The sequence below is a fragment of the Streptomyces sp. A1136 genome (assembly GCF_004795055.1).
Classification (GTDB): Bacteria; Actinomycetota; Actinomycetes; order Streptomycetales; family Streptomycetaceae; genus Streptomyces.
The window spans coordinates 1-18,974 of record NZ_SSBJ01000078.1 but is presented as its reverse complement, the minus strand read 5'-3'; the positions used below and the strand labels follow the sequence as shown (position 1 = coordinate 18,974).

At 67.6% G+C, this 18,974-nt stretch carries 19 protein-coding genes and 2 pseudogenes; 10 read left to right on the top strand and 11 right to left on the bottom strand.

Annotated features, from left to right (window positions below; translation table 11 throughout):
* The first annotated feature begins 298 nt into the window (after positions 1-298).
* Entirely contained in the window at positions 299-2,788 is a 2,490-nt protein-coding gene (locus E6R62_RS36750; RefSeq protein ID WP_136217794.1) for an FG-GAP-like repeat-containing protein, read from the top strand.
* Between the two features lie 688 nt (positions 2,789-3,476).
* On the opposite strand, the gene E6R62_RS36740 is transcribed toward E6R62_RS36750, so the two are convergent.
* Both E6R62_RS36740 and E6R62_RS36735 read right to left on the bottom strand, forming a co-directional pair.
* Positions 3,477-3,899 carry an IS5 family transposase gene (locus E6R62_RS36740; protein ID WP_136217793.1) on the bottom strand — a complete coding sequence of 141 codons (423 nt, stop codon included), beginning with the start codon at positions 3,897-3,899 and terminating at the stop codon, positions 3,477-3,479.
* 123 nt (positions 3,900-4,022) lie between these two features.
* Positions 4,023-4,238: a hypothetical protein gene (locus tag E6R62_RS36735; protein WP_136217792.1), complete on the bottom strand. Its 216-nt coding sequence runs from the start codon at positions 4,236-4,238 to the stop codon at positions 4,023-4,025.
* 540 nt (positions 4,239-4,778) lie between these two features.
* Here E6R62_RS36735 and E6R62_RS36730 point away from each other — a divergent pair.
* The 3 genes from E6R62_RS36730 (at position 4,779) to E6R62_RS36720 (ending at position 8,124) form a co-directional block, all read left to right on the top strand.
* On the top strand, positions 4,779-4,967 hold the full coding sequence (locus E6R62_RS36730) for a hypothetical protein (protein WP_136217791.1): 189 nt from the start codon (positions 4,779-4,781) through the stop codon (positions 4,965-4,967).
* A 172-nt stretch (positions 4,968-5,139) separates the two neighbouring features.
* Positions 5,140-7,437, top strand: a complete 2,298-nt coding sequence (locus tag E6R62_RS36725) for a molybdopterin-dependent oxidoreductase (protein ID WP_206308960.1) — start codon at positions 5,140-5,142, stop codon at positions 7,435-7,437.
* A gap of 135 nt (positions 7,438-7,572) precedes the next feature.
* Entirely contained in the window at positions 7,573-8,124 is a 552-nt protein-coding gene (locus E6R62_RS36720) for an EF-hand domain-containing protein (RefSeq protein WP_136217789.1), read from the top strand.
* 54 nt (positions 8,125-8,178) lie between these two features.
* Here the strand turns inward: E6R62_RS36720 and E6R62_RS36715 are convergent, their stop codons facing one another.
* From E6R62_RS36715 to E6R62_RS41970, 7 genes are all read right to left on the bottom strand, one after another.
* Positions 8,179-8,748 carry an RICIN domain-containing protein gene (locus tag E6R62_RS36715; RefSeq protein WP_136217788.1) on the bottom strand — a complete coding sequence of 190 codons (570 nt, stop codon included), beginning with the start codon at positions 8,746-8,748 and terminating at the stop codon, positions 8,179-8,181.
* Positions 8,749-9,183: 435 nt separating this feature from the next.
* Complete coding sequence (locus E6R62_RS36710; protein ID WP_240802117.1) at positions 9,184-9,447, bottom strand: GNAT family N-acetyltransferase; 264 nt, start codon at positions 9,445-9,447, stop codon at positions 9,184-9,186.
* Between the two features lie 125 nt (positions 9,448-9,572).
* Positions 9,573-11,480 carry a bifunctional UDP-sugar hydrolase/5'-nucleotidase gene (locus E6R62_RS36705; RefSeq protein ID WP_240802116.1) on the bottom strand — a complete coding sequence of 636 codons (1,908 nt, stop codon included), beginning with the start codon at positions 11,478-11,480 and terminating at the stop codon, positions 9,573-9,575.
* Positions 11,481-11,640: 160 nt separating this feature from the next.
* Positions 11,641-11,850: a hypothetical protein gene (locus E6R62_RS42160; protein WP_306432516.1), complete on the bottom strand. Its 210-nt coding sequence runs from the start codon at positions 11,848-11,850 to the stop codon at positions 11,641-11,643.
* Positions 11,851-11,929: 79 nt separating this feature from the next.
* Positions 11,930-12,742, bottom strand: coding sequence for an esterase family protein (locus E6R62_RS36700; RefSeq protein ID WP_306432515.1), 813 nt, complete (start codon positions 12,740-12,742; stop codon positions 11,930-11,932).
* 305 nt (positions 12,743-13,047) lie between these two features.
* Positions 13,048-13,584 carry a hypothetical protein gene (locus E6R62_RS36695; RefSeq protein ID WP_240802115.1) on the bottom strand — a complete coding sequence of 179 codons (537 nt, stop codon included), beginning with the start codon at positions 13,582-13,584 and terminating at the stop codon, positions 13,048-13,050.
* Between the two features lie 293 nt (positions 13,585-13,877).
* Positions 13,878-14,006 (bottom strand): hypothetical protein, encoded by a 129-nt coding sequence (locus tag E6R62_RS41970; protein WP_276615683.1) that lies wholly within the window; start codon positions 14,004-14,006, stop codon positions 13,878-13,880.
* 180 nt (positions 14,007-14,186) lie between these two features.
* Between E6R62_RS41970 and E6R62_RS42155 the strand changes: the two are divergent.
* Positions 14,187-14,325, top strand: a pseudogene (locus E6R62_RS42155) (S1 family peptidase); the annotation flags it as partial.
* Between the two features lie 327 nt (positions 14,326-14,652).
* On the opposite strand, the gene tatA reads toward E6R62_RS42155, so the two are convergent.
* The gene (gene tatA / locus E6R62_RS36685) at positions 14,653-14,928 is read right to left on the bottom strand and encodes a Sec-independent protein translocase subunit TatA (RefSeq protein WP_136217787.1); all 276 of its coding nucleotides are present in this window, start codon (positions 14,926-14,928) and stop codon (positions 14,653-14,655) included.
* A 297-nt stretch (positions 14,929-15,225) separates the two neighbouring features.
* Entirely contained in the window at positions 15,226-15,516 is a 291-nt protein-coding gene (locus E6R62_RS36680; protein WP_136217786.1) for a hypothetical protein, read from the bottom strand.
* Positions 15,517-15,787: 271 nt separating this feature from the next.
* Between E6R62_RS36680 and E6R62_RS36675 the strand changes: the two genes are divergently transcribed.
* The 5 genes and pseudogenes from E6R62_RS36675 (at position 15,788) to E6R62_RS42345 (ending at position 18,582) form a co-directional block, all read left to right on the top strand.
* On the top strand, positions 15,788-16,492 hold the full coding sequence (locus E6R62_RS36675) for a GntR family transcriptional regulator (RefSeq protein WP_136217785.1): 705 nt from the start codon (positions 15,788-15,790) through the stop codon (positions 16,490-16,492).
* A gap of 480 nt (positions 16,493-16,972) precedes the next feature.
* On the top strand, positions 16,973-17,512 hold the full coding sequence (locus tag E6R62_RS36670) for a winged helix-turn-helix domain-containing protein (RefSeq protein WP_136217784.1): 540 nt from the start codon (positions 16,973-16,975) through the stop codon (positions 17,510-17,512).
* Positions 17,437-17,757, top strand: a complete 321-nt coding sequence (locus E6R62_RS42150) for a hypothetical protein (RefSeq protein ID WP_136217783.1) — start codon at positions 17,437-17,439, stop codon at positions 17,755-17,757. The genes E6R62_RS36670 and E6R62_RS42150 overlap by 76 nt, the downstream gene beginning before the upstream one ends.
* On the top strand, positions 17,751-18,029 hold the full coding sequence (locus E6R62_RS42145) for a transposase (protein WP_306432514.1): 279 nt from the start codon (positions 17,751-17,753) through the stop codon (positions 18,027-18,029). Before E6R62_RS42150 ends, E6R62_RS42145 begins: the two co-directional genes overlap by 7 nt.
* Positions 18,030-18,115: 86 nt before the next feature.
* Positions 18,116-18,582: pseudogene (locus tag E6R62_RS42345) on the top strand (DUF5959 family protein).
* The last annotated feature ends 392 nt before the right edge of the window (positions 18,583-18,974 follow it).

Below are 18,974 nucleotides of genomic sequence, written 5' to 3'. Positions count from 1 at the left end.
AGCACCGGTGACCTGGACATCTGGGCCGGCCGCGGTGACACCACCTTCGGTGCGGCCAACAAGCTCAGCTCCGGCTGGTAACCCCCTTCCGTCTGCCGCCCGGACCCACCCGGGCGGCAGACGCCCCCGGTGAACCCTTCCTTCGCGCTCACCCGCGTCCTTGCCGCTCGGATGTCCCGCGTTCAGCTCCGGACACAAGTCGACCAACGACCGCGACCCCAGAGACAGGACCCCTATGCCCCGCAGAAGACATCGCTTCGCCACGGCGCGAGCAGCAGCGACGATCACCGTTCTGGGGTTGGCCACCACCGGTCTGAACACCGCGAGCGCAAGCGGTGCCGAGGCCGCATACCCGTTCGTCAACCGAGCTTTCAACAACACGGCCATCAGCGCCGACGCCAATCCGTCCACTGCGGACTTCGACGGATCCGGCAACAGCCTGTCCGCCGCTGCCCTGGACAACGCGGGGTGGACCCGAGGAGCACACATCACCGTCAACGGCACGGTCTACACGCGGCCGGACGTGGCCCCCGGCCAGCCGGACAACGTCGTCGCCACGGGCCAGACGCTGTCCGTCACGGGCTCCGGAGACGCCCTCGGCTTTCTGACCGCAGCGACACACGGCACGGTCTCCGGCAGCGGCACCGTCACCTATAGCGACGGCAGCACCTCCGCCTACACCCTCTCGGCGAACGACTGGTCCACCGGCAACCCGACGGCCGCCGCCGTCACCCTGAGCCATTCCAACGCCCCTACCGGTCAGCAGACGCGCCCCGTCAACCTCTACGCGACCACTGTCCCGATCGCCCGGGGGAAAACCGTAGCCTCCGTCACTCTCCCAAACACCGCCGGCTCAACCCCTGCCACGGGCCCGGCGCTGCACATCTTCTCCCTCAGCGTACGCAGCACCCCGGCAGCCCCCGGTGGAAGGGCGTGGACGGGGAGCTGGGCCACGTCCTTCGGTTCGGCGCCCGCTGTCCCCCAGTCACCCGACTGGAAGGACCAGACGCTGCGCATGGTCGTCCACCCCCACACCAGCGGTGGTACGGCCCGGATCCGCTTCGCCAACACCTTCTCGCCCGCTCCCGTCAGGCTCGGCCACGTCACCGTCGCGGAGCAGGCGGCCGGAGCGAAGGCCGCCCAGACACCGGTCTCCCTGACTTTCGGGGGCAGCCGGCAGGCCACCATCCCGGCGGGCGGGGAGCTCGTGAGCGACCCGGTCGACTTTCCCGTTGCCCCCGACCAGGACCTCGCGGTCAGTGTCCACCTGCCGGACTCGGTCACCGTGGCCCCGATCCATTCGTACGCTCTGGCCACCTCGTACACCACCAGCCGCCTGGGCGGTGACCACACGACCGACACCAACGCAACCGCCTTCACCGGCTCCTTTTCCTTCTGGACCCTGCTCAGCGGGGTGGACGTCGCCACCAGCGGCAACCCCGGGACCGTCGTCGCCCTGGGCGACTCCCAGACCGACGGCGGACATACCACGAAGGACGCCAACCACCGTTGGCCCGACTACTATGCCGCCGCCCTCAACGGGCACCCGTCCGCGCCCGGTGTCCTCAACGCCGGCCTCTCCGCCAACCGGATCCTCCTGGACCGCACCGACCAGGCCGGCCCCAGCGCCCTCACCCGCCTCGACCGTGACGTCTTCGCCCAGCCCAACGCCAGCGCCGTCGTCCTGTACGAGGGCGTCAACGACATCCTCTCCGGCAACGCCGACGTGGGCGCTCTGAAAGAGGGGATCCAGCGCATCGCCGCACATGTCCGCGCCCGTGGTCTGCCCATCACCGTCGCTACCGTCCCGCCATTCGGCGGCAACACCGATTACAGCGACGCCCGCGAGGATGTGCGTCAGGGCATCAACGCCTATATCCGGACCACCGGCGACATCAACGGCTACATCGACTTCGACCTCGCCACACGGGACCCCGACGTTCCCAGCCGTCTCCAGGACGCATACGTGGATCCGGTCGACCGCCTGCACTTCAACGACCTCGGCACCAAGCACCTCGCCGACACCCTGGCAGCCGGCACCAACGGCACCCCGTTGACCATGTCCCAGACCGCAGCCGGCGACTTCGACGGCGACGGCATCGCGGACCTCATCGCCTGCTACGACGCCACCGGAACACTCAAGATGTGGCGCGGCCGAGGCGACGGCACCTTCTCCTCACACGCCGACGTCACCAATGGCTGGCGCCCCTTCACGCAGACCGTGGCGGCGGATTTCAACAGTGACGGCAGGGCCGACATCATGGCCCGGGATGCGTGGGGGAATCTGAAGATGTGGCTGGGCCGGGGGGACGGCTCGTTCGGGGTCGCGAGGCAGGTCACGTCGGGGTGGGAGTTCACGCAGACCGCTGTGGGTGATGTGGACGGGAACGGTAAGGCGGACATCATCGCCCGTGACTCCTCGGGCGACCTCAAGATCTGGGCCGGTCGCGGTGATGGCACTTTCGGTGCGGCCCAGCAGTTGTCCTCGGGCTGGAACTTCACGCAGACCGTGTTGGCGGACTTCAACGGGGACGGCCAGGCGGACATCGTCGCCAAGGACTCCTCCGGCACGTTGAAGATGTGGACGCACAACGCGGGCGGCTACTTCAACAGCGCGAAGGACGTCACCGGCGGCTGGAACTTCTCCCAGACCACCGCCGCAGCCTCTACGAAGGACGGCCACGCCGGCCTCATGGCCCGAGACGACACCACCGGCACATTGAAGATGTGGGCCGGCCGGGGCGACGGCACCTTTGCCTCTGCGCGAAACCTCACAACAGGCTGGTAGGAAGCAGAGGACGCAACCGCGTGATCTCCCCACGACGCGAGTGTGCGGGTGCATCGTGATGGAGCGGAGGGCTCAACCGGGAAACGGCTGAACGACGCTCCCGACCATCGGCGACCTGGTCGGTGCTGACGGCCAAGCCCCGTCCAACGGTGCGTCAGCTCACTGGATCAGGTCGGTGTGCGGGTGCTCCGGCGACGTAGGACCGATGTAGAGCTGGAGGTGGTCCGCTGCCGACTTCGGCCCCGGTCAGCTGCGCGGGGTTCTGGCTGGCGATGTGGTGGGTGGCGGCAGCGGCTCGGTCCTCGTACGGCACCCGACTGTCCGGGCCGCCGTCCCATTCGAAGGAAGCGATGGTCAGCAGCGGGACCAACGGTCGCGGACGGCGCAGTAGCGGGGACAGGGGTCGGTGCGGCCCCACGGGGGCCCAGCCACCTGCCTTCCAGCCTGGAGCGGCAGCCAGTCCGGTGTCGTAGAACTCAGACGGGTAAGCCGCATACGAGCTGTCCACCGCCGCACCGGCCACCGGCGCAGGGTGGTAATGCCGTGGTCGTAGGCATTGGCGCGGGTATTAGCGCAGAGCCGGTGGTAGGTCTCCTCCAGACGGAGACCGCACCAGGTCTCACCCGACCACCACCCCGCGGTTGGGGCTGTTGCCGCCTCAAGTCGCAGGCGAGGTGGATTTTGGTGGTCAGGCATCCTCGGGATTTGCCGAGGGCGTGATCGTCCGGTTCGTCCGTCCGGTGATTCCCCCTTTTCGGCCGGTGGCGGCGGCGTGCTGGTGGGCGCGGACGATGGTGGAGTCGATCTGGTCCAGCCAATCGATGTCACCGGCGGCATCCGCCCGGGCCTGTACCTGTTGGAGGGCCCGAGTGAACACACCGTCGATGGCATAGCGGCGGAAGCGGGTATAGACCGTCTTCCACGGGCCGTAACGTTCCGGCAGGTCACGCCAGGAAACCCCGGTCCGGATCTTGTAGACCATCCCGTTGATCACCCGACGGCCCTCCGCCCGAGGCTGGCCCCTGCCGGCACTCGGTATCAGCGGAGCCAGCAACTCCCACTCGAAGTCGGTCAGTTCATGGCGACGGATCACGAAAACATGATCCACCATCGAACGATCTTTTGAAGACGGACCCTAGCGGCCCGGGACGTGCCCCGGTTCGGGGCGGATCCGGACACGGCTGCGGGCTGAGGTGGCAGACCGGTCATGGCCACGCCGTGCCGGGCCTTGTCGTCACGACGGCATTGGGCCGTAGGCCGCTGGGGCTCCGAGGCGTGATCCGAGGCGGAAGCGCATCTCGCCCGCGGCCCGGCGAACCTCTTCCGAGCGGGTCTCGTCCTCGAGGGCGCCCAGGAGCATCAGGACCGCTATGGCCTCGTCCTCGGTCAACAGTTTGAGTCGGGTCTCGCCCGCGGCATCGAGGAGCGCGTCGAGGAAGTCTTCGTCCATGCCGGATCAACGCTCGACGCACTCCACCGTCACAGGCGTGCGCTTTTCCGCGGTGTCGGGGTGTTCGGTGTGGTGGGGGAGGGGGTGGCTGGTGCCGGGGGCGGTGGGTGGCGAGGAGGGTGAGGACTTTCTGCCAGGTGCCGTCGGATGGCGTCCCAGTCCCGGTCGTTGAGCTCGTCGGATTCATCGCGCATGGCGCTTTAACGGTATTTCCTGTCTGCCGGGTACGTCCCTGCTGTACCAGCGCGACTGTCGGCGGGATGAGTGGTGCGGAACCGATTCTGCCGCGGCTCGTTGAAGCGGCTGGGATCCACACCCCACCCCGGACGCCCCGATCTTCCGGGGCGGGGCCCCTGCCGGGTCACCGCGCTTCCGGTCACGACCGAAGACCGTACCGGCTACCGGCGCACCAGCTTCAAGCAATGGAATGCCGGCGACCCGCCGGCCGATGGGCCGCAACACCCGCCAGGAGGTGTTGCTGGCCCAGGCGGTTGACTACCCGGCATCGGTGCGGGCTGCGCGCCGAGTGGGGGTATGTGGATGTCGTATTACGACGAGGTGTCCGTGACCGACGCGGCGCGGCTGGACAGCGTGAGCGATGGCTTCCAGGTCGGCCTGGCTGAACGTGCGGAGATCCGCGCCCTCTATGGTCGTCCGCGCACGATCCATGGCTTTCGCACTCCGGCAGAGGTCTACAGGTACGCCGTGGTGGGTGGGGGCTGGGCTTAGGGGTGCGGCTCTTGGCTGTCGCGGGCACCGTCGGGCTTGCTTGGGCGGCAGGCCATAGGGGAAGTCTCTGTCCCGCGGGTCGTCGACTGAAGTGGAGCGCTGTGGCGTAAGAGCCGCTGTCGGTGAGTCGGGGAAAGCTCAGGGGTGGAGTTGATGCACGGTGGAACGACGCATGTCGGTTGCGACGCACTGGGGCAGTTTTGTCGCGGTGGTCGATTCCGGTCGTTTGGTTCGAATCGAGCCGAGGGGAGATGACCCCGCGCCCTCGCCTATCGGCCCCGGCATGGTGACTGCCGCCGATGACAACGCCCGCGTGTTGCGCCCGGCGGTGCGCAAGGGCTGGCTGAACGGTCTGCCGCGCGCCGATGACGCGGCCAGAGGCGTGGACGCCTTCGTGGAGGTGAGCTGGGACGAGGCGATCACGCTCGTGAGCGATGAACTTCGTCGGGTGCGTTCGCAGCACGGGGACAGCGCGGTGTTCGGCGGATCGTACGGCTGGGCGAGTGCGGGCGCGTTCCACAACGCACAGGGGCAACTGCACCGGTTTCTGGCGTTGGGCGGGGGGTACACCGACTCGCGCAACACGTACAGCACTGCGGCTTTGGAGGTCATCCTCCCCCATGTGATCGGCGGGGCTCCGTGGAGCTACCAGTCCCGGATGCCGATGTGGGACGAGATCGCGGAGAAGTGTGAGCTGGTGGTAGCGTTCGGAGGGCTGGCCCTGAAGAACAGCCAGATCAACCCGGGCGGGTTGGCCCGGCACCAGACGCAGGACCTGCAGCGGAAGTGCCGTGCGGCCGGGGTGCGGTTTGTGAATGTCAGCCCGATCCGCAGTGACACCGCAGGTTTCCTCGACGCCGAGTGGCTGCCGGTCATTCCCAACACCGACACCGCCGCGATGCTCGGCATCGCCCACACGATGCTGGTCAACGGATGGCACGACGAGGACTTCCTGCGCCGGTGCTGTGTCGGATTCGACCGCTTCGCCTCCTACCTGGTCGGTGACCTGGACGGCGTCCCGAAAGACGCTGACTGGGCAGCGAGGATCACCGGCATCAGCCGCGACACGATCACCGACCTCGCGCGCCGCCTGTCCACGCAGCGATCCCTCATCATGGTCAACTACGCGATACAGCGGGCGGACCACGGCGAACAGCCGATCTGGATGTCTGTCGTGTTGGCCGCCATGGCGGGCTCGATGGGCAGGCCCGGCTGCGGCTGGGGTGCGGGCTACGCGACGATGGACGCGACCGGCGTCGCCCCCGGCCGCCCCTCCGTGGCGTCGCTTCCTCGTATACCCAACCGTGTTCCGGACTTCATCCCCGTCGCACGGATCGCCGACACCCTGCTCCATCCGGGCAAGACCATCGACTACGACGGCCGGCGCCTCACCTTGCCCGAGCTCCGCCTCATCTATTGGTGCGGAGGAAACCCCTTCCACCACCACCAGGACCTCCACCGGCTGAGCCGGGCCTGGCAGACCCCGGACACGGTGGTGGTCCACGAAGCCTGGTGGAACACCACGGCCAAGTTCGCCGACATCGTCCTTCCCGTCGCCACCAGCCTGGAGCGCGACGACTTCGCCGCCGGGTTCTGCGACCCGCACCTCGTCGCGATGCCGAAAGTCCGCGAGCCGGCGGGCGAGTCACGCACCGACCACCACATCTTCACCGCCCTGGCCTCCCGGCTCGGCTACGAGCGGGAATTCACACAGTCACGCTCCGAGACGCAATGGGTCCGGCACCTCTACGAGCAGACGAAGGCCGACCTCGGCGACGACGCCACCTTGCCGGGCTTCGACGACTTCTGGCGCGAGTCCACCGCCGAGCTGCCGGCGCTGAGCGGATCATTCCCCGGCAGTTTCGAGGCACTGCGCTCGGATCCGCAGCGCTTCCCCCTGACGACGCCGTCGGGCCGGATCGAGATCTTCTCCGAGGAGATCGACTCGTTCGGCTACGACGACTGCGCCGGGCATCCGGCGTGGTTCGAACCCGTGGAATGGCTCCGTGCCGAGCTGTCGCACCGATTCCCGCTGCACTTGATCTCGAATCAGCCCGCCTCACGCCTGCACAGCCAGTACGACAATGGCGGCCACAGCCTCAAGTCGAAGATCCGTGGCCGGGAGCCCGTGACGATCAATCCGCTGGACGCCGCGTCGCGCGGCATCGAAAGCGGCACGATCGTACGCGTCTTCAACGACCGGGGCAGCTGCCTGGCGGGCGCGGTCCTGTCGGACGACGTCATGTCGGGCGTCGTCCAACTGTCCACCGGAGCGTGGTGGGACCCGGTCCAGCCGGGCCTGAGCGGCACCTTGGACCGCCACGGCAATCCGAACGCCCTCACGGGGGACCGAGGGTGCTCGCGCCTGTCCCAGGGACCGAGCGCGCACAGCGCGCTCGTCGACGTCGAGCCCTACGACGGTCCTCTCCCCGATGTGCTCGCCTTCGCACCACCACACCTCGAACACTGACACGAAAGCACGCTGCCGCACCGGGCGCGGTTCCGTCTGCGTCATCACCCTGCGTGTCACGGGCGTCCGGGCTGCCGAGAGTCTTCCCCCTCACCCGTTTGCTCTTGCGTAGTGGTATGGATACCGTGCGTGGTTGTGACTGCACTTCAAGACCTCAAGTACGGCCAGTGGTTCAAGGGTGCCGACGTCGACGGCGACGGGTTCATCACCCAGCAAGACGTCCGCATGATGAGCGAGCGATACATCGCCGCCCGTGACACCGCGCCCGACTCCCCGACCGCCCGCCGGCTCACCGAGAAGATGGATGAGTTCTGGACCAATGTGATCGCCCCCCTGGACCAGGACTGTGACGGAAAGGTCGACCTGCGGGAGATGACCGAAGGCTTCAAGCGGGCTCTGACCGACCCGGCCCTGTACCCCGAACAGATCGAGCCGGTCACCGACTGCTTCTTCGACCTCGTCGACCTCAACGGAAACGGCAAGATCGAGCAGGAGGAGTTCCAGCTGATGTTCAACTCGATCTCCCGCGTTCCCGACGAGGACAGCGCCGAGGTCTTCGCCGCCTTGGACCGGGACGGCTCCGGTGCGCTGGATCGTGCCGAATTCCACCAGGCCGTCAGGGAGTTCTTCTACGGCAACGACCCGGACGCTGCCGCCAACCACCTGTTCGGCAGGGCCACTGCCTGACACCCCATGAGCGGCCCGCCGGCCTCTCCACGGCTGTTCTTGGCTGCCACTGCTTCAGTCGTCGATGGGCACGCTGATTCGCCGTAGGGTCCAGCGACGCGAGGCGTGCGTGTCGCAATTGAATTGGACGAGCTCGACGTTGTTGGCGGTGGAGACACCTCCCGCGACGGTCATGCACTTGCGGGTCTGCGCGTTGACGATCTGGTAGGAGCTGCCGTTGAAGGCGAGGGTCCAGCGCCGCGAGGGGTGTGTGTCGCAATTGAATTGGACGAGCTCGACGTTGTTGGCGGTGGAGACACCTCCTGCGACCGTCGCACACTTGCGGGTCTGCACGTTGACGATCAGGTAGGAGCTGCCGTCGAAGTTGGTGAGGATCCAGCGCCGCGAGGGGTGCCTGTCGCAATCGAATTGAACGCGCTCGACGTTGTTGGCGCTGGAGACGCCGCCCGCGACAGTCGCACACTTTCCGGTCTGCACGTTGACGATCTGGAAGTCTCCCCCTACCCGTGCCGAGGTATTGGGCGTGGCTGGCCGCGCGACCGCAGCATCGGGCCGGAGCGTGATCCCGGCTACAAGAACTGCCGACGCTGTCAGAAGACGGCGCGGCCGGTTGATTTTGCGCATAGTGCTGCTCCTCTCGTGATTTGCGAGGGAGGTGAGAAGGAAGTTACCTGTCCGCTGGACGCGCTGCAGGGCTTTTGCGACTGTCGCCGACGGACTCCCGCACCTTTATCGACGGCCTGACAATGGGGATCTGATGAGCGTGCGGAAATCTCTGCCATCCATCGAAGCACGGCCCGCACAGATCGGCATCCGGCACGGTATGGCTCTTCGATCAATTCGCCGAGATGTGCGCGCGAGACGCCGCAGAAGGCAGGATGGGTCAAGGCCGCCCGGGCCCACGTCTTGGTCACACTCGAAGAACCCTTGCGGCCGCTGCCACGTCACGCCTGCGCGATGATCAATGGGTGTGACTCTTCTGCGGGAATCGTCCGAGCTGGGGACTTCCCTGCGGAAGAGCATCGCAGCCGGCGAAGCGCCGGCCCGAGTATCAGGGCCTCAGTAGTCCGCCCACCCACCAGTCGTGCTGCTTGCCGTCGTTGGCGATGCCGCGATTGCGCAGTGTCCCTTCGAGGTGAAGCCGAGTTCCTCGGCGACGGCACGCGAGCCGGTGTTCCCGGCCATGGCCCACCACTCGATGCGGTGCACGTCGAGCGTGGCCCAGCCCCAGTCGCACAGGGCCCGAGCGGCCTCCGCCGAGTGCCCGCGTCCGCGCTGCTCCTTGACCGGCCAGTATCCGAGCTCCCAGACGCCGCGGCTGATCGACCGGGGTCTGGTCTACGGCCCAGGTGTGGGTGCCCTGCTGCTCACCGCGGACGTAGGTGATAGGGCGTTTGCCCGCTGTGCGGCTCCTTGAGCCTGCCGGTGACCGTGTACTGGCTCCCGGTTCAGCACGGTGGTCGGAAGACAACCGCTCCGGGCCGGGCGGTTGTCAGTGACCCGGCCGCAGTGAGGAACACGGCTTCGGTGCGTGACATCGGGGTGCCGTCGGGCAGCAGGAGGCGCACGGGGTCCACGACGGTTCCCGGGACTGCGGTGGCCACTGTCGGGTGCTTCACGGTGACACGGTCGGTCGGCTGGGGTGAGAGGGTCTGCCGCTCGCGGACGAACGCGATGAAGCTCTCGAAGTCGCGTTGGTGGCGGTAGGGCTCATGGAAGCTGGCGAACGCCGGGTAGCCGTCGGAGCCGAGGAAGGTGTACGAGGGGGCCGCCAGCCGGTACCTCCGGGCGGGGTCGAGGCGGCGGCCGTCGATCAGGACGTCTTCGGGCGCCACTCGGTCGCCCGGGGCGCCGGCCGCGTCGAAGCTGTAGCGCACGTTGTGGGAAACGGCGAGCGGCGCGAAGCGCAGTTCTCCGGACGGGGTGAGCATCCACTGCTCTTCCAGGGCGTCGTGGATCTGCTGCCCGCTGACCCACGCCGCGACGACCGGGTCGCCGAACCCTACGGCGCGCCATGCCTGGCCGAAGGTCACCGCACCGTCGGAGGCGGCGTCGTACACCAAGTCGCCGGCGATGATCGCCACGCCGGCGCTGGGTGCGACGGCGACGACAGCTAGCTCGGCCGGAGCGTTGGGGTGGATGTTGGCATCGTTGGCGGGATCGGTCGGCCTTCGGCCCGCCCACAGCGCCCAGTCGGCGACCAGGTCGCCCATGGTGCTTTCCCCGGCCGTGTTACGGGTGCGCAGGAAGGAGCCCGTCTGCCGTCCGATCCGGCTGCGATCGCGCTCGGATGCCTGCCCCGCCCAGAAGCGGGTGAGGTGGGTGAGTCCCTGATGCGGGGTGATGTCGTGACTGTTGGGGTGGTTGGTGGAGGTGGTGAGCCGGCGGATCACCTTGCCGGTGTTCGGGTCCAGCCGCAGGTTGATCTCGTTGATGACCTGGCCGTAGCACCCCGCCTCGACGAACGGCCGCGGGACACCGTTCGGGTCGGGGACCATCATGTTGAAGCGCGTGTGCCAGTGGCCGGCGACGATCGCGTCGATGTCCGGGGAGACCCGGAGCGCGAGGTCGAAGGCGGGGCCGGAGGGGTCGATGCCGCTGTTGAAGTCACCGCCCGCCACGGCGCCGTCGTGCACGCTGAGGACGATCGCGTTGACCCCGAGCTTCTTGAGCTCCGCCGCGTAGCGGTTTGCGGTGGCGATCTCGTCAAGGGTGGAGATGCCCGGCTGGAAGGACCCGGGGAACGACTCGGTGCCCAGGGCGGTGAGGTGGATGAACCCGATGGGGAGCTTACGGCCGCCGGGGGTGCGCACCCACTCGATGTTGTAGGGCGGCAGGACGTTCAGCCCCGAGGTCGTCCAAGTGGCGTTGGCGCTGTAGTAGGCGAAGTCGGCGCCGTGGAAGACACGGCCCGAGGAGTCGGGGAAGGAGGTGTCCCGGCCCGCCACAGGGAACGGAACGCCTTTCTCCATGTGCAGTCGGGTCATGGCGGGTGACTTGTCGAACTCGTGGTTCCCCGCTGTGGCGAAGGTCAGGCCCATGCGGTTGAGGGCCTCGATGGTCGGCTCGTCAGAGAAGGCGCAGGCATCGAACTCCCAGCCCGAGAAGAGGTCTCCGGGCGAGAAGAAGACGGAGTTCGGGTGACCTTCGCGAAGCCGCTCAAGGTGGGCGGCCATGTAAGCGACGCCACCGACCGTATAGCTGCTACCGCCGTGGCCCTGGATGACGGAGTACCCGGCCGGCGCGCCCTGGAGATACCCGTGTAAGTCCGTGATGCTGAGCAGTTGTACGTCGACGTAGCCGTCGGCGGGTCCGACGTCACGCGCTGCGCCGGAGGCGTACGCGGGAACGCCCATGGCCACGGTGGTGGCGACACCCAACGCTGTCAGGAATCGACGACGCCCCAGCGCCCCCTCGTGTGAACTCCAATTCCCCGCCCGTGTCCGCGTCTCGCGTCGCTTCATCACGCGCCTACCCTCACACTCGCCGGGAGCCGTCGGCGATAACCCTGCCGCGTCACTCGGTCGGGCCCTGCATGTGTTCACTGATCCACTGGATCAGGCCGCTGCTCTCCATGTTCGGGACGTAAGTGGCGGCATTGTGTTGGCCACCCCGAATTACGTCGTACTTGGTCTTGACCAGGCCTTTGTTGCCGAATTTCTCCACGAACGCGTCGATCGGGGGCTTGACCGGTTCCCTGGAACCCACCTGGAGCCCCAGATACACGTCGGGGCTGCCCCCTGGCGATGAGCCGCTGGGCGAGCACCTTGGAGTCGTTGTCCGCCCTTTCCTTCTGGTGGCTGGCCTACAGGCGGGAGTCGGGGACGATGTCGGGACCGGAGGCGATGACGGCCTTGAACTTCTCCGGCTTCTGCAACACGGCTTTCAGGCCCGCGGAGCCACCGGTGGAGGAGCCCATGAAGGCCCAACCGTCGCGTGACTTGATCGTGCGGAAGTTTTCCTTGATCAGGACCGGGACGTCCTCGGTGAGCCAGGTCCCCATCTTGGGCTGGCCGGGGATGTCGCTGTCGTCCCAGTAGAGGCCCACCTGCGGGTCTTTGGGGTCCTTGTCATGGTTCTCGGGGTTGAGCACCGGCATGGCGATGATGAAGGGCAGGCTCTTGCCTTCCTGCGACCACTTGGAGATCGAGGACTCAAGTTTGAGGTCCGTACCCATCCAGTAGTTGCTCGGGTAGCCCGCGCCGCCGGGGAGGGCGATCAGTACGGGGAAGCCGCTCGTCGCGTACTTCGGATCCGCGTACTCCTTCGGTGCCCAGACCCAGACCTTGCCCGTGAAGCCGGACTTCTTGCCCCGGTAGGTCGTGACGGCGATCTTGCTGCCGTCCTCGGGGACTGTACCGGAGATCCTGAAGTCGGCAGCAGGCCCGGTGGCCATGAGGGCCTTGGCGCTGGCCGACTGCCAGCTCCCGCCACCGGAGGGAGCCACGCCGCTGAAGGTGATCGAGTCACCGTTGTCCGAGAAGACATCGAAGTAGTACAGCGTCGGCCAGGCGACCGCACCGAGTACGGCCGGGCACGCCGCGATGAGCCCCCAGCGTTTGCCGCGGGAGGGCTTGCGGGGCCGGGACTGGCGGATGGTCGGCGAGGTGTATGTCATCGAAGGAACTTGCTCCGGGTCGCTGCATGCCGCATCGGGATGCCGCATCGGGCCTGAGTGACTGTTGCACCCGTGTAGACAGCCATGCGAAGCGAGAGGTTCCGCAGTGTGGACGAGGAAAGGATTTGCCCGCGGGTCAGCGGGCGGATGCGAGGGCCCGGGCTTCCGTCAGGAACCCGTCAACGGTTGGGCCGCCGCGTGTTCCGCTCCGGTGGGGATGTCCTTGACGGTCCCGGCCGGGCCGAGGTGTCGAGTCCGGGGTCGCAGAGGTCGAGGTCCGGGCTGCGACCGACGCCGGTGCCCGGCTAACCGGCGTGGCGTTCCAGCACGTGTCGGCGGGTGACCGTGGTCAGCTCGTTCCAGAAGGGGACAGCGGTGAGATAGAGACCCAAGCCGGACATGATGCCGACCGCTACGTCCACGCTGATCCGGCCCTGCTTGGCCCAGTAGACGTCTTGGAGATCCAGGAGGAGAGCGAATTCGTCCACGATGAGCGCTGCCCCGGCGCCGTATGCCGCGCCGACGCCAGGGTGCCCTACGAGGGGCGCGTCCCCCCGGACGGCCACCAGTCCCACGCCGGCCAGCGTGGCGATGCCGAGGTTGTAATGGTGCAGATGGGTGCCGCCGGCCGAGATGTTGCCCCAGGGCAGGCGTCCGCTGCGGATGCCGTGGGTGATCAGGCGGGTAACGCCGAACGTGGCCCCGAAGGCGAGCCAGGTGGCGAGGAGGGAGCGCTGGGTGGGACCGGTGCGCTCGTCGACCGTCTCCCGCCAGTGTCTCAGCAGGCCAGAACGATGGTCGTCTCGCTCGCCGGAGCCGTGCTGCTCAGCGTTCTTCGCCATCAGGTCCCTCCCGCGTCGTGGAGTCGTCCCCACCATAGGACCATCTCGCCCAGGGCCGCGCCGGATGACTTTTCCTGGTCGGAGGCAGCCGGCCTGTGCGTCTCGTTCCCGGGCGGCGGCTGGTTGGCGCCCGGCCCGCTCACGGTGAGACGACGGAAAAGCCCCAGCTCACGCACCCGGCCCGCCACGGGGAAAGCCGGCTCCGTGCGTGCCGGCGGCCCCGGCGGGCGCCGGGCGAGGCCAGCTGCCCGACGCATGCGATACGCCGGGGCGATCCGTCACCCGTCGGTTGATCAGCCGAGCGAGGTGAGTGCGTTGACCTCGGTGGCCTTGCCCAGATGCGGGGCGCGTAGGTCGTGCTGCTCGGCCATGCTCATCCGTGAGGCTAGCTTCTCGGGGATGCCGAAACCGGGAAGGTCCATGCCGCGAAACATTCTCTCCTCAGAGGAGGGCGAATCTCACCGGCAGGTGAACGTGGGTGGTGCGGATCCCCATGAGGCTCCTCGGATTTCCCCGGCGCTGACCGGTGCCACGCCGATGACGGCAGAACGCCGCCCCCGCCCCGAGTGCCTTTTCGGGCCGCCTCGTCACGGCAGTCGGCACATCGCGTGCCCTCGTCGGGTACGTTCCGGCCCCTCATCGCGGGGAGGCGAGGCTATCTGGGGGAGCGGCGCCCGCTGGCCGCTCGGCTTCAACGTCGCCCTCGGCGGTCAGCCGTACTTCCTCACGGCAGGGCACTGCGGCAACGACACGTTTCCCCGACTGGCAGACCAGCACGGAGCTTGGGACCGCGCAGTCACCCAGGCGCAGACCTTCCGGCCATGGCTATACCCTGGCCCGCTACACGGCCGACATCGGCCAGAGCGCGGATCGGGTATCTGCCCGTCCCCGTCCTCGGCGGCGCCGCAGGATCGGGAGCCGCCGTACGGCAGGTGCCGGAGGGCTATGGACTCCGGCTCCCGCACCGCTCGCCCGGTGTGGGTCGGAGTCCGCGTGTGCGTGGTGATCCGCGTCTCTACGGCCCAGGCATCGGACCCCCGGCCCCCTCGCGCTCCGCCCGTGGGAAGGTCAGGAGGTCCTGGTCCCGCTCTCCGGCGCCGGGGCGGCCGAGACCACGTCTCCCGGTGTCACGTGGATCGCCTGCGACAGAGTCTCCCCGGTCGGTGCGGCATCCGCGGACGGGGGCATCGCGTCCTCCTTAATGGCCCGTGTCTCGCTCTTGAGGGTGCGCAGCGACTTACCCAGCGAGCGGGCGGTGTCGGGCAGCTTCTGCGATCCGAACAGCACGATGAGCACGATCGCCACGATCAGCAGGTGCCATGGTTCCAGTCCGTTGCGCAGCATTGCCGCCCGCCCTTTCCTGTCTGAGGTAGGGAGACGGCATGGTGGCCACCCCCACAAGAAGGTGCCCGGGTCCGCTGGAGCCGCGGCGCCTGACACCCCTGTCTGGGCTCTGCCACCGTCTTCGCCCTCCTACTCACGGGCGCCGGCAGGCCGGAGTCGCTTACGGCATGGGCGCGGTGCCAGTGGCCGAGTTGCCCGAGCGCGTGGCGGTCAGGTCGTCGAGACTGCGCAAGCCTGGTGAGGCATGAGGCGAGGTTCCTGCCGGGAGGGATAGCGGATTGCTCGGTGGCGGTCCCGTCAGTCGGGCAGGGGCCTTCTGCGCCGGTTCTTGGTGAGGACGACGCGGATGAACAGACCGCCCCCGAGCGTGATCATGGCCATCCCGGCAGCTAAGGCGGGGGGACTTCCGGCGTGCAGGGCAGCGTTCCTGGCGGCCATGACGTCGTAGTTGGATCTCGGCTTCCCATACGCGTCGACCGGTATCCCGCCGTCCCTGCACACGTCGCCCGGGTGCATCACGTCCGAGCCGCACATCACCGGCCCGCTGGTGGGGAGTCCGACGAAGAGGATGGCGAGAATGCCAACCAATATGAGGACTAGGCAACCACCGACCTTGTGCGAGTAAAGAGGATCCACCACGTGGTTCCGCTGAGTTATCACATGTCTCCTCGAGGAGAGCCGCACCGGCCACCCTGCTGATGGGCCGTCACGCCATCGTAGGGATCGTTCAACAATCCTACAAGGTGCTTGTCGGAGAGGGGAGTTGGCCACACCCTGACCTGGCCCCGACTGAACCTCGCCCAGCCTGCCCCGTGCAGGTAGGGGGTAGTCTTTCGTTCAACAATTCAGGGAGGAAAGCATGGACGGCAGCGATTCCGGGGCGTGGGTCGCAAGTCTGGAGCAGGACAGGGCCTCACTCGGGCGCGGCAGTATCGCCGAAAGGGTGGCAAGCGTTCTACGCGACCGCGTCTCCCAGGGGCTCGTCCCGCCCGGGACCCGGCTCTCGGAAGAGGCCATCGGTGCGGCTCTCGGCGTGTCCCGCAATACCCTGCGCGAGGCCTTCCGACTCTTGACCCACGAACGCCTACTCGTACACGAGTTGAACCGCGGCGTCTTCGTGCGCACCCTGACCAGGGACGATGTCGTGGAGCTGTACCGGCTGCGCCGCCTTGTCGAAGGCGCCGCCGTACGCGAGCTGGCCGGGGCCCCCGAGCAGGCCATCGCGGCGGTGCGCAGAGCCGTCGAGGACGGCGAGCGTGCCGCAGCCGACCAGCACTGGCCGGAAATCGCCAGCGCCGACCTGCGCTTCCACCAGGGAGTCGTACAGCTGGCCGGATCGCCACGCCTGGAGGAGATGATGCTCCGCGTTCACGCCGAACTGCGCCTGGCCTTCCACGCCATGGACAACCCGCGCCGGTTCCACGAGCCCTACCTCGCCCGTAACCGCGAGCTCCTGACAGCCCTGGAGTCCAGAAACACCCAGCAGGCGGAACTGCTCCTCTCGGTATACTTTGCGGACGCGGAACGACAGTTGCTACGTGCCTTCGATCACCCGCCGATCTGAGCGCCGGCGGACCGCTCGGCGACCAGCTCCAGAAGTCGGAGCCATCTGGGAGAGCGCCCGCGCGGAAGTCGCCCGCATCGAGAGCGCCGGGGCCGACGGCGTGCGCGTGGGCGCCGAAGCTCGGGAGGAGGCGGGCGCGCTCCTGCAGCGCGTTCGTCTGACGGCCGACAGTTGCATGGATTACCACGAGAAGGGGCCGGCCTGAATACCGTGGCGGGCATCTTGAAGCCGGGCGGATTCTGGTGGCGGGAGGGGGAAGGGCTTGGGATGCGTCCCGGGCTACGTCCGCCGGCCGCGGCGATCGCGGTGGCGATGCTCGCACTGGCTGCAGCGGCGACATCCGGAACCCGTGGGACCGCGCGGACACAGGCCGCCGATCAGCTTGTTCCTCGAGTCGGCCTTCCCGGCTACTGAACTTGATTGGGTGATGTCGGAGCCGTTCGCCTGACGGTGGGAGGGCCGTTCCGGTAGCCCTGGACTGTGAGATACGTGCAGGGCGGCGGGCTGACCGACGCCGGGAGGGCCGCCCGGGAGCGGATTCGGCTGCAGGCCGTGGAACGCTTCGAGGGCGGGCAGAAGAATCGGGAGATCGCTGCCGCGCTGCGGGTCAGCGAGCGGTCCGTGGAGCGGTGGCGTCGCCAGTGGCGCGAGCGTGGGAAGGCTGGCGTCCTGTCGAAGGGATCCCCGGGCCGACCGAGGCTCGGTGATACGCAGATCGCTCGGTTGGAAAGGGAGTTGGAGCGCGGACCGCTGATCCACGGCTGGGTGGACCAGCGGTGGACCCTGGCTCGGATTAAGACACTGATCGGTCGCCTGTTCCACGTCTCGTACACGGTCGAGGGCACATGGCTGCTGCTCAAGCGGCATGGCTGGTCGTGGCAGCAGCCTGCCCGGAGGGCCATCGAGCGTGACGACACCTCGGTCAATGTCTGGAAGAAGGAGACATGGCCGCGGGTAAGAGCATCGCGGCGGAGCGGGGGGCATGGATCGTCTTTGAGGACGAGGCCGGGCAGTCGATGACTCCGCCGCGTGCCAAGACCTGGGGCCGCCGGGGCTGCACGCCGGTGGTGCGGGTGCGTGGCCGCGGTTCCGGGCGAGTGTCGATGGTGGGCATGACCTGCTACAAGCCTGGTGAGCGGTCCCGACTGTTCTATGCGGTCCGGGAGTACACCGGGCGCAAGGACCAGCCGGAGGGCTTCGGCTGGCGCGATTTCCGTGATCTGATCGTCGGGCCCGCATCCAGTTGGGTGGCCCGATCGTGCTGATCTGGGACAATGTCCGACTGCATCTGACGAAGCCGCTGCGCGAGTTCATCGACGCGAACGCCGAGTGGCTTACCGTCGTTCAGCTGCCCACCTACGCGCCCGACCTCAACCCAACCGAGGGCGTGTGGTCCTTGGTCAAGCGCGACATCGGCAACCTTGCCGCTGCCAGCCTTGGTCAAGTCACCCCGCGCGGTCAAGCATCGGCTCAAGAAGCTCCAGTACCGGCCAGACGTGATCGACGGCTGTCTTGCCCGCACCCCCTGGGCACGTGACTCTCCGGGGCTGGGCCTGACTGTTTCGCTCGTCCGGCGATAGGAGACGATGCAGCCCACGCCAGCGCACGAAAGCGAGTAACTCAATGACGGAACCTGCTCCGATGGATCTGATCCACCTCGCCGATCCGGATGGGAACCGCTGTATCGTGCGCGTCACAGGACGGTCCCAGCCGGGCGTGCTGACCGGCCACGACATTCTGCAGGCGGACGTGCTCGTCTCCGCGAGTTTCGTCGATGGCTCGACCTTTACCTCTTCCAGCATGACCTGGACTCCTGGGAGCAGGAGCTCTCCAACCTGGGACCAGGCCAGACGGTCAGCATCGGCGGAGACCGCGGCCTGAGCCTCGGCATCCACGTGCACGAAGACGGCTGGCTGTCGATCCAGGTCAGCGACCCGGACCGCCTTACGACAGCCCTGGGAACCCGACCCCAGGAAGACTGGATCGCCGAGCATCGCGGGCGCCTGGAACAGGTCCGACTGACCTGGCCCCGCGAAGTCATCGAGACGGCACCAGGAGCTTACGAGTGGAGCCCCAATCGCAAGCGGTGACCACCTGATCCCAGCAACCGACATTACGCTTTCAAGTTCAGTAGTTGGGGTTCGCCGGAGCGACGGGTCTGCTCAGCGGCCTGACGCCCTGATGGCGCCGCCCGACGTCATCGGCAGTCACGCCCACGCCGTCAAGGAATTTGGCGCAACAGTCAGTGCAGACACCCGGCATATTTCTTCCACGCCGCCAGGTAACCCTGTCGATATCCCTGTTGATACTCAGTCGCGGTCTTGCCCAAAAAATGTGGGGGCTTTTGGCAGGCGTAGAGCTCGTAACAGGATCTTGTTGAGATGCCCTGGTCGGGCGTAACCGGTGTGATGATTCGGCCGTTCGTGAGTGTGTGAGCACTCGGCCTTGGATCGTGGACGACGACTTGTGGGCACTGATCGAG

What these genes read in the sequence shown, in the direction of transcription:
- E6R62_RS36725 (WP_206308960.1), top strand. Translation starts at nt 5,140, where the DNA reads ATGTCGGTTGCGACGCACTGGGGCAGTTTTGTCGCGGTGGTCGATTCC.
- E6R62_RS42150 (WP_136217783.1), top strand. Translation starts at nt 17,437, where the DNA reads ATGGCCGCGGGTAAGAGCATCGCGGCGGAGCGGGGGGCATGGATCGTC.
- E6R62_RS36735 (WP_136217792.1), bottom strand. Translation starts at nt 4,238, where the DNA reads ATGGACGAAGACTTCCTCGACGCGCTCCTCGATGCCGCGGGCGAGACC.
- E6R62_RS36675 (WP_136217785.1), top strand. Translation starts at nt 15,788, where the DNA reads ATGGACGGCAGCGATTCCGGGGCGTGGGTCGCAAGTCTGGAGCAGGAC.
- E6R62_RS36715 (WP_136217788.1), bottom strand. Translation starts at nt 8,748, where the DNA reads ATGCGCAAAATCAACCGGCCGCGCCGTCTTCTGACAGCGTCGGCAGTT.
- E6R62_RS36730 (WP_136217791.1), top strand. Translation starts at nt 4,779, where the DNA reads ATGTCGTATTACGACGAGGTGTCCGTGACCGACGCGGCGCGGCTGGAC.
- tatA (WP_136217787.1), bottom strand. Translation starts at nt 14,928, where the DNA reads ATGCTGCGCAACGGACTGGAACCATGGCACCTGCTGATCGTGGCGATC.
- E6R62_RS36695 (WP_240802115.1), bottom strand. Translation starts at nt 13,584, where the DNA reads ATGGCGAAGAACGCTGAGCAGCACGGCTCCGGCGAGCGAGACGACCAT.
- E6R62_RS41970 (WP_276615683.1), bottom strand. Translation starts at nt 14,006, where the DNA reads ATGGACCTTCCCGGTTTCGGCATCCCCGAGAAGCTAGCCTCACGGATG.
- E6R62_RS36700 (WP_306432515.1), bottom strand. Translation starts at nt 12,742, where the DNA reads ATGACATACACCTCGCCGACCATCCGCCAGTCCCGGCCCCGCAAGCCC.
- E6R62_RS36740 (WP_136217793.1), bottom strand. Translation starts at nt 3,899, where the DNA reads ATGGTGGATCATGTTTTCGTGATCCGTCGCCATGAACTGACCGACTTC.
- E6R62_RS36705 (WP_240802116.1), bottom strand. Translation starts at nt 11,480, where the DNA reads ATGGGCGTTCCCGCGTACGCCTCCGGCGCAGCGCGTGACGTCGGACCC.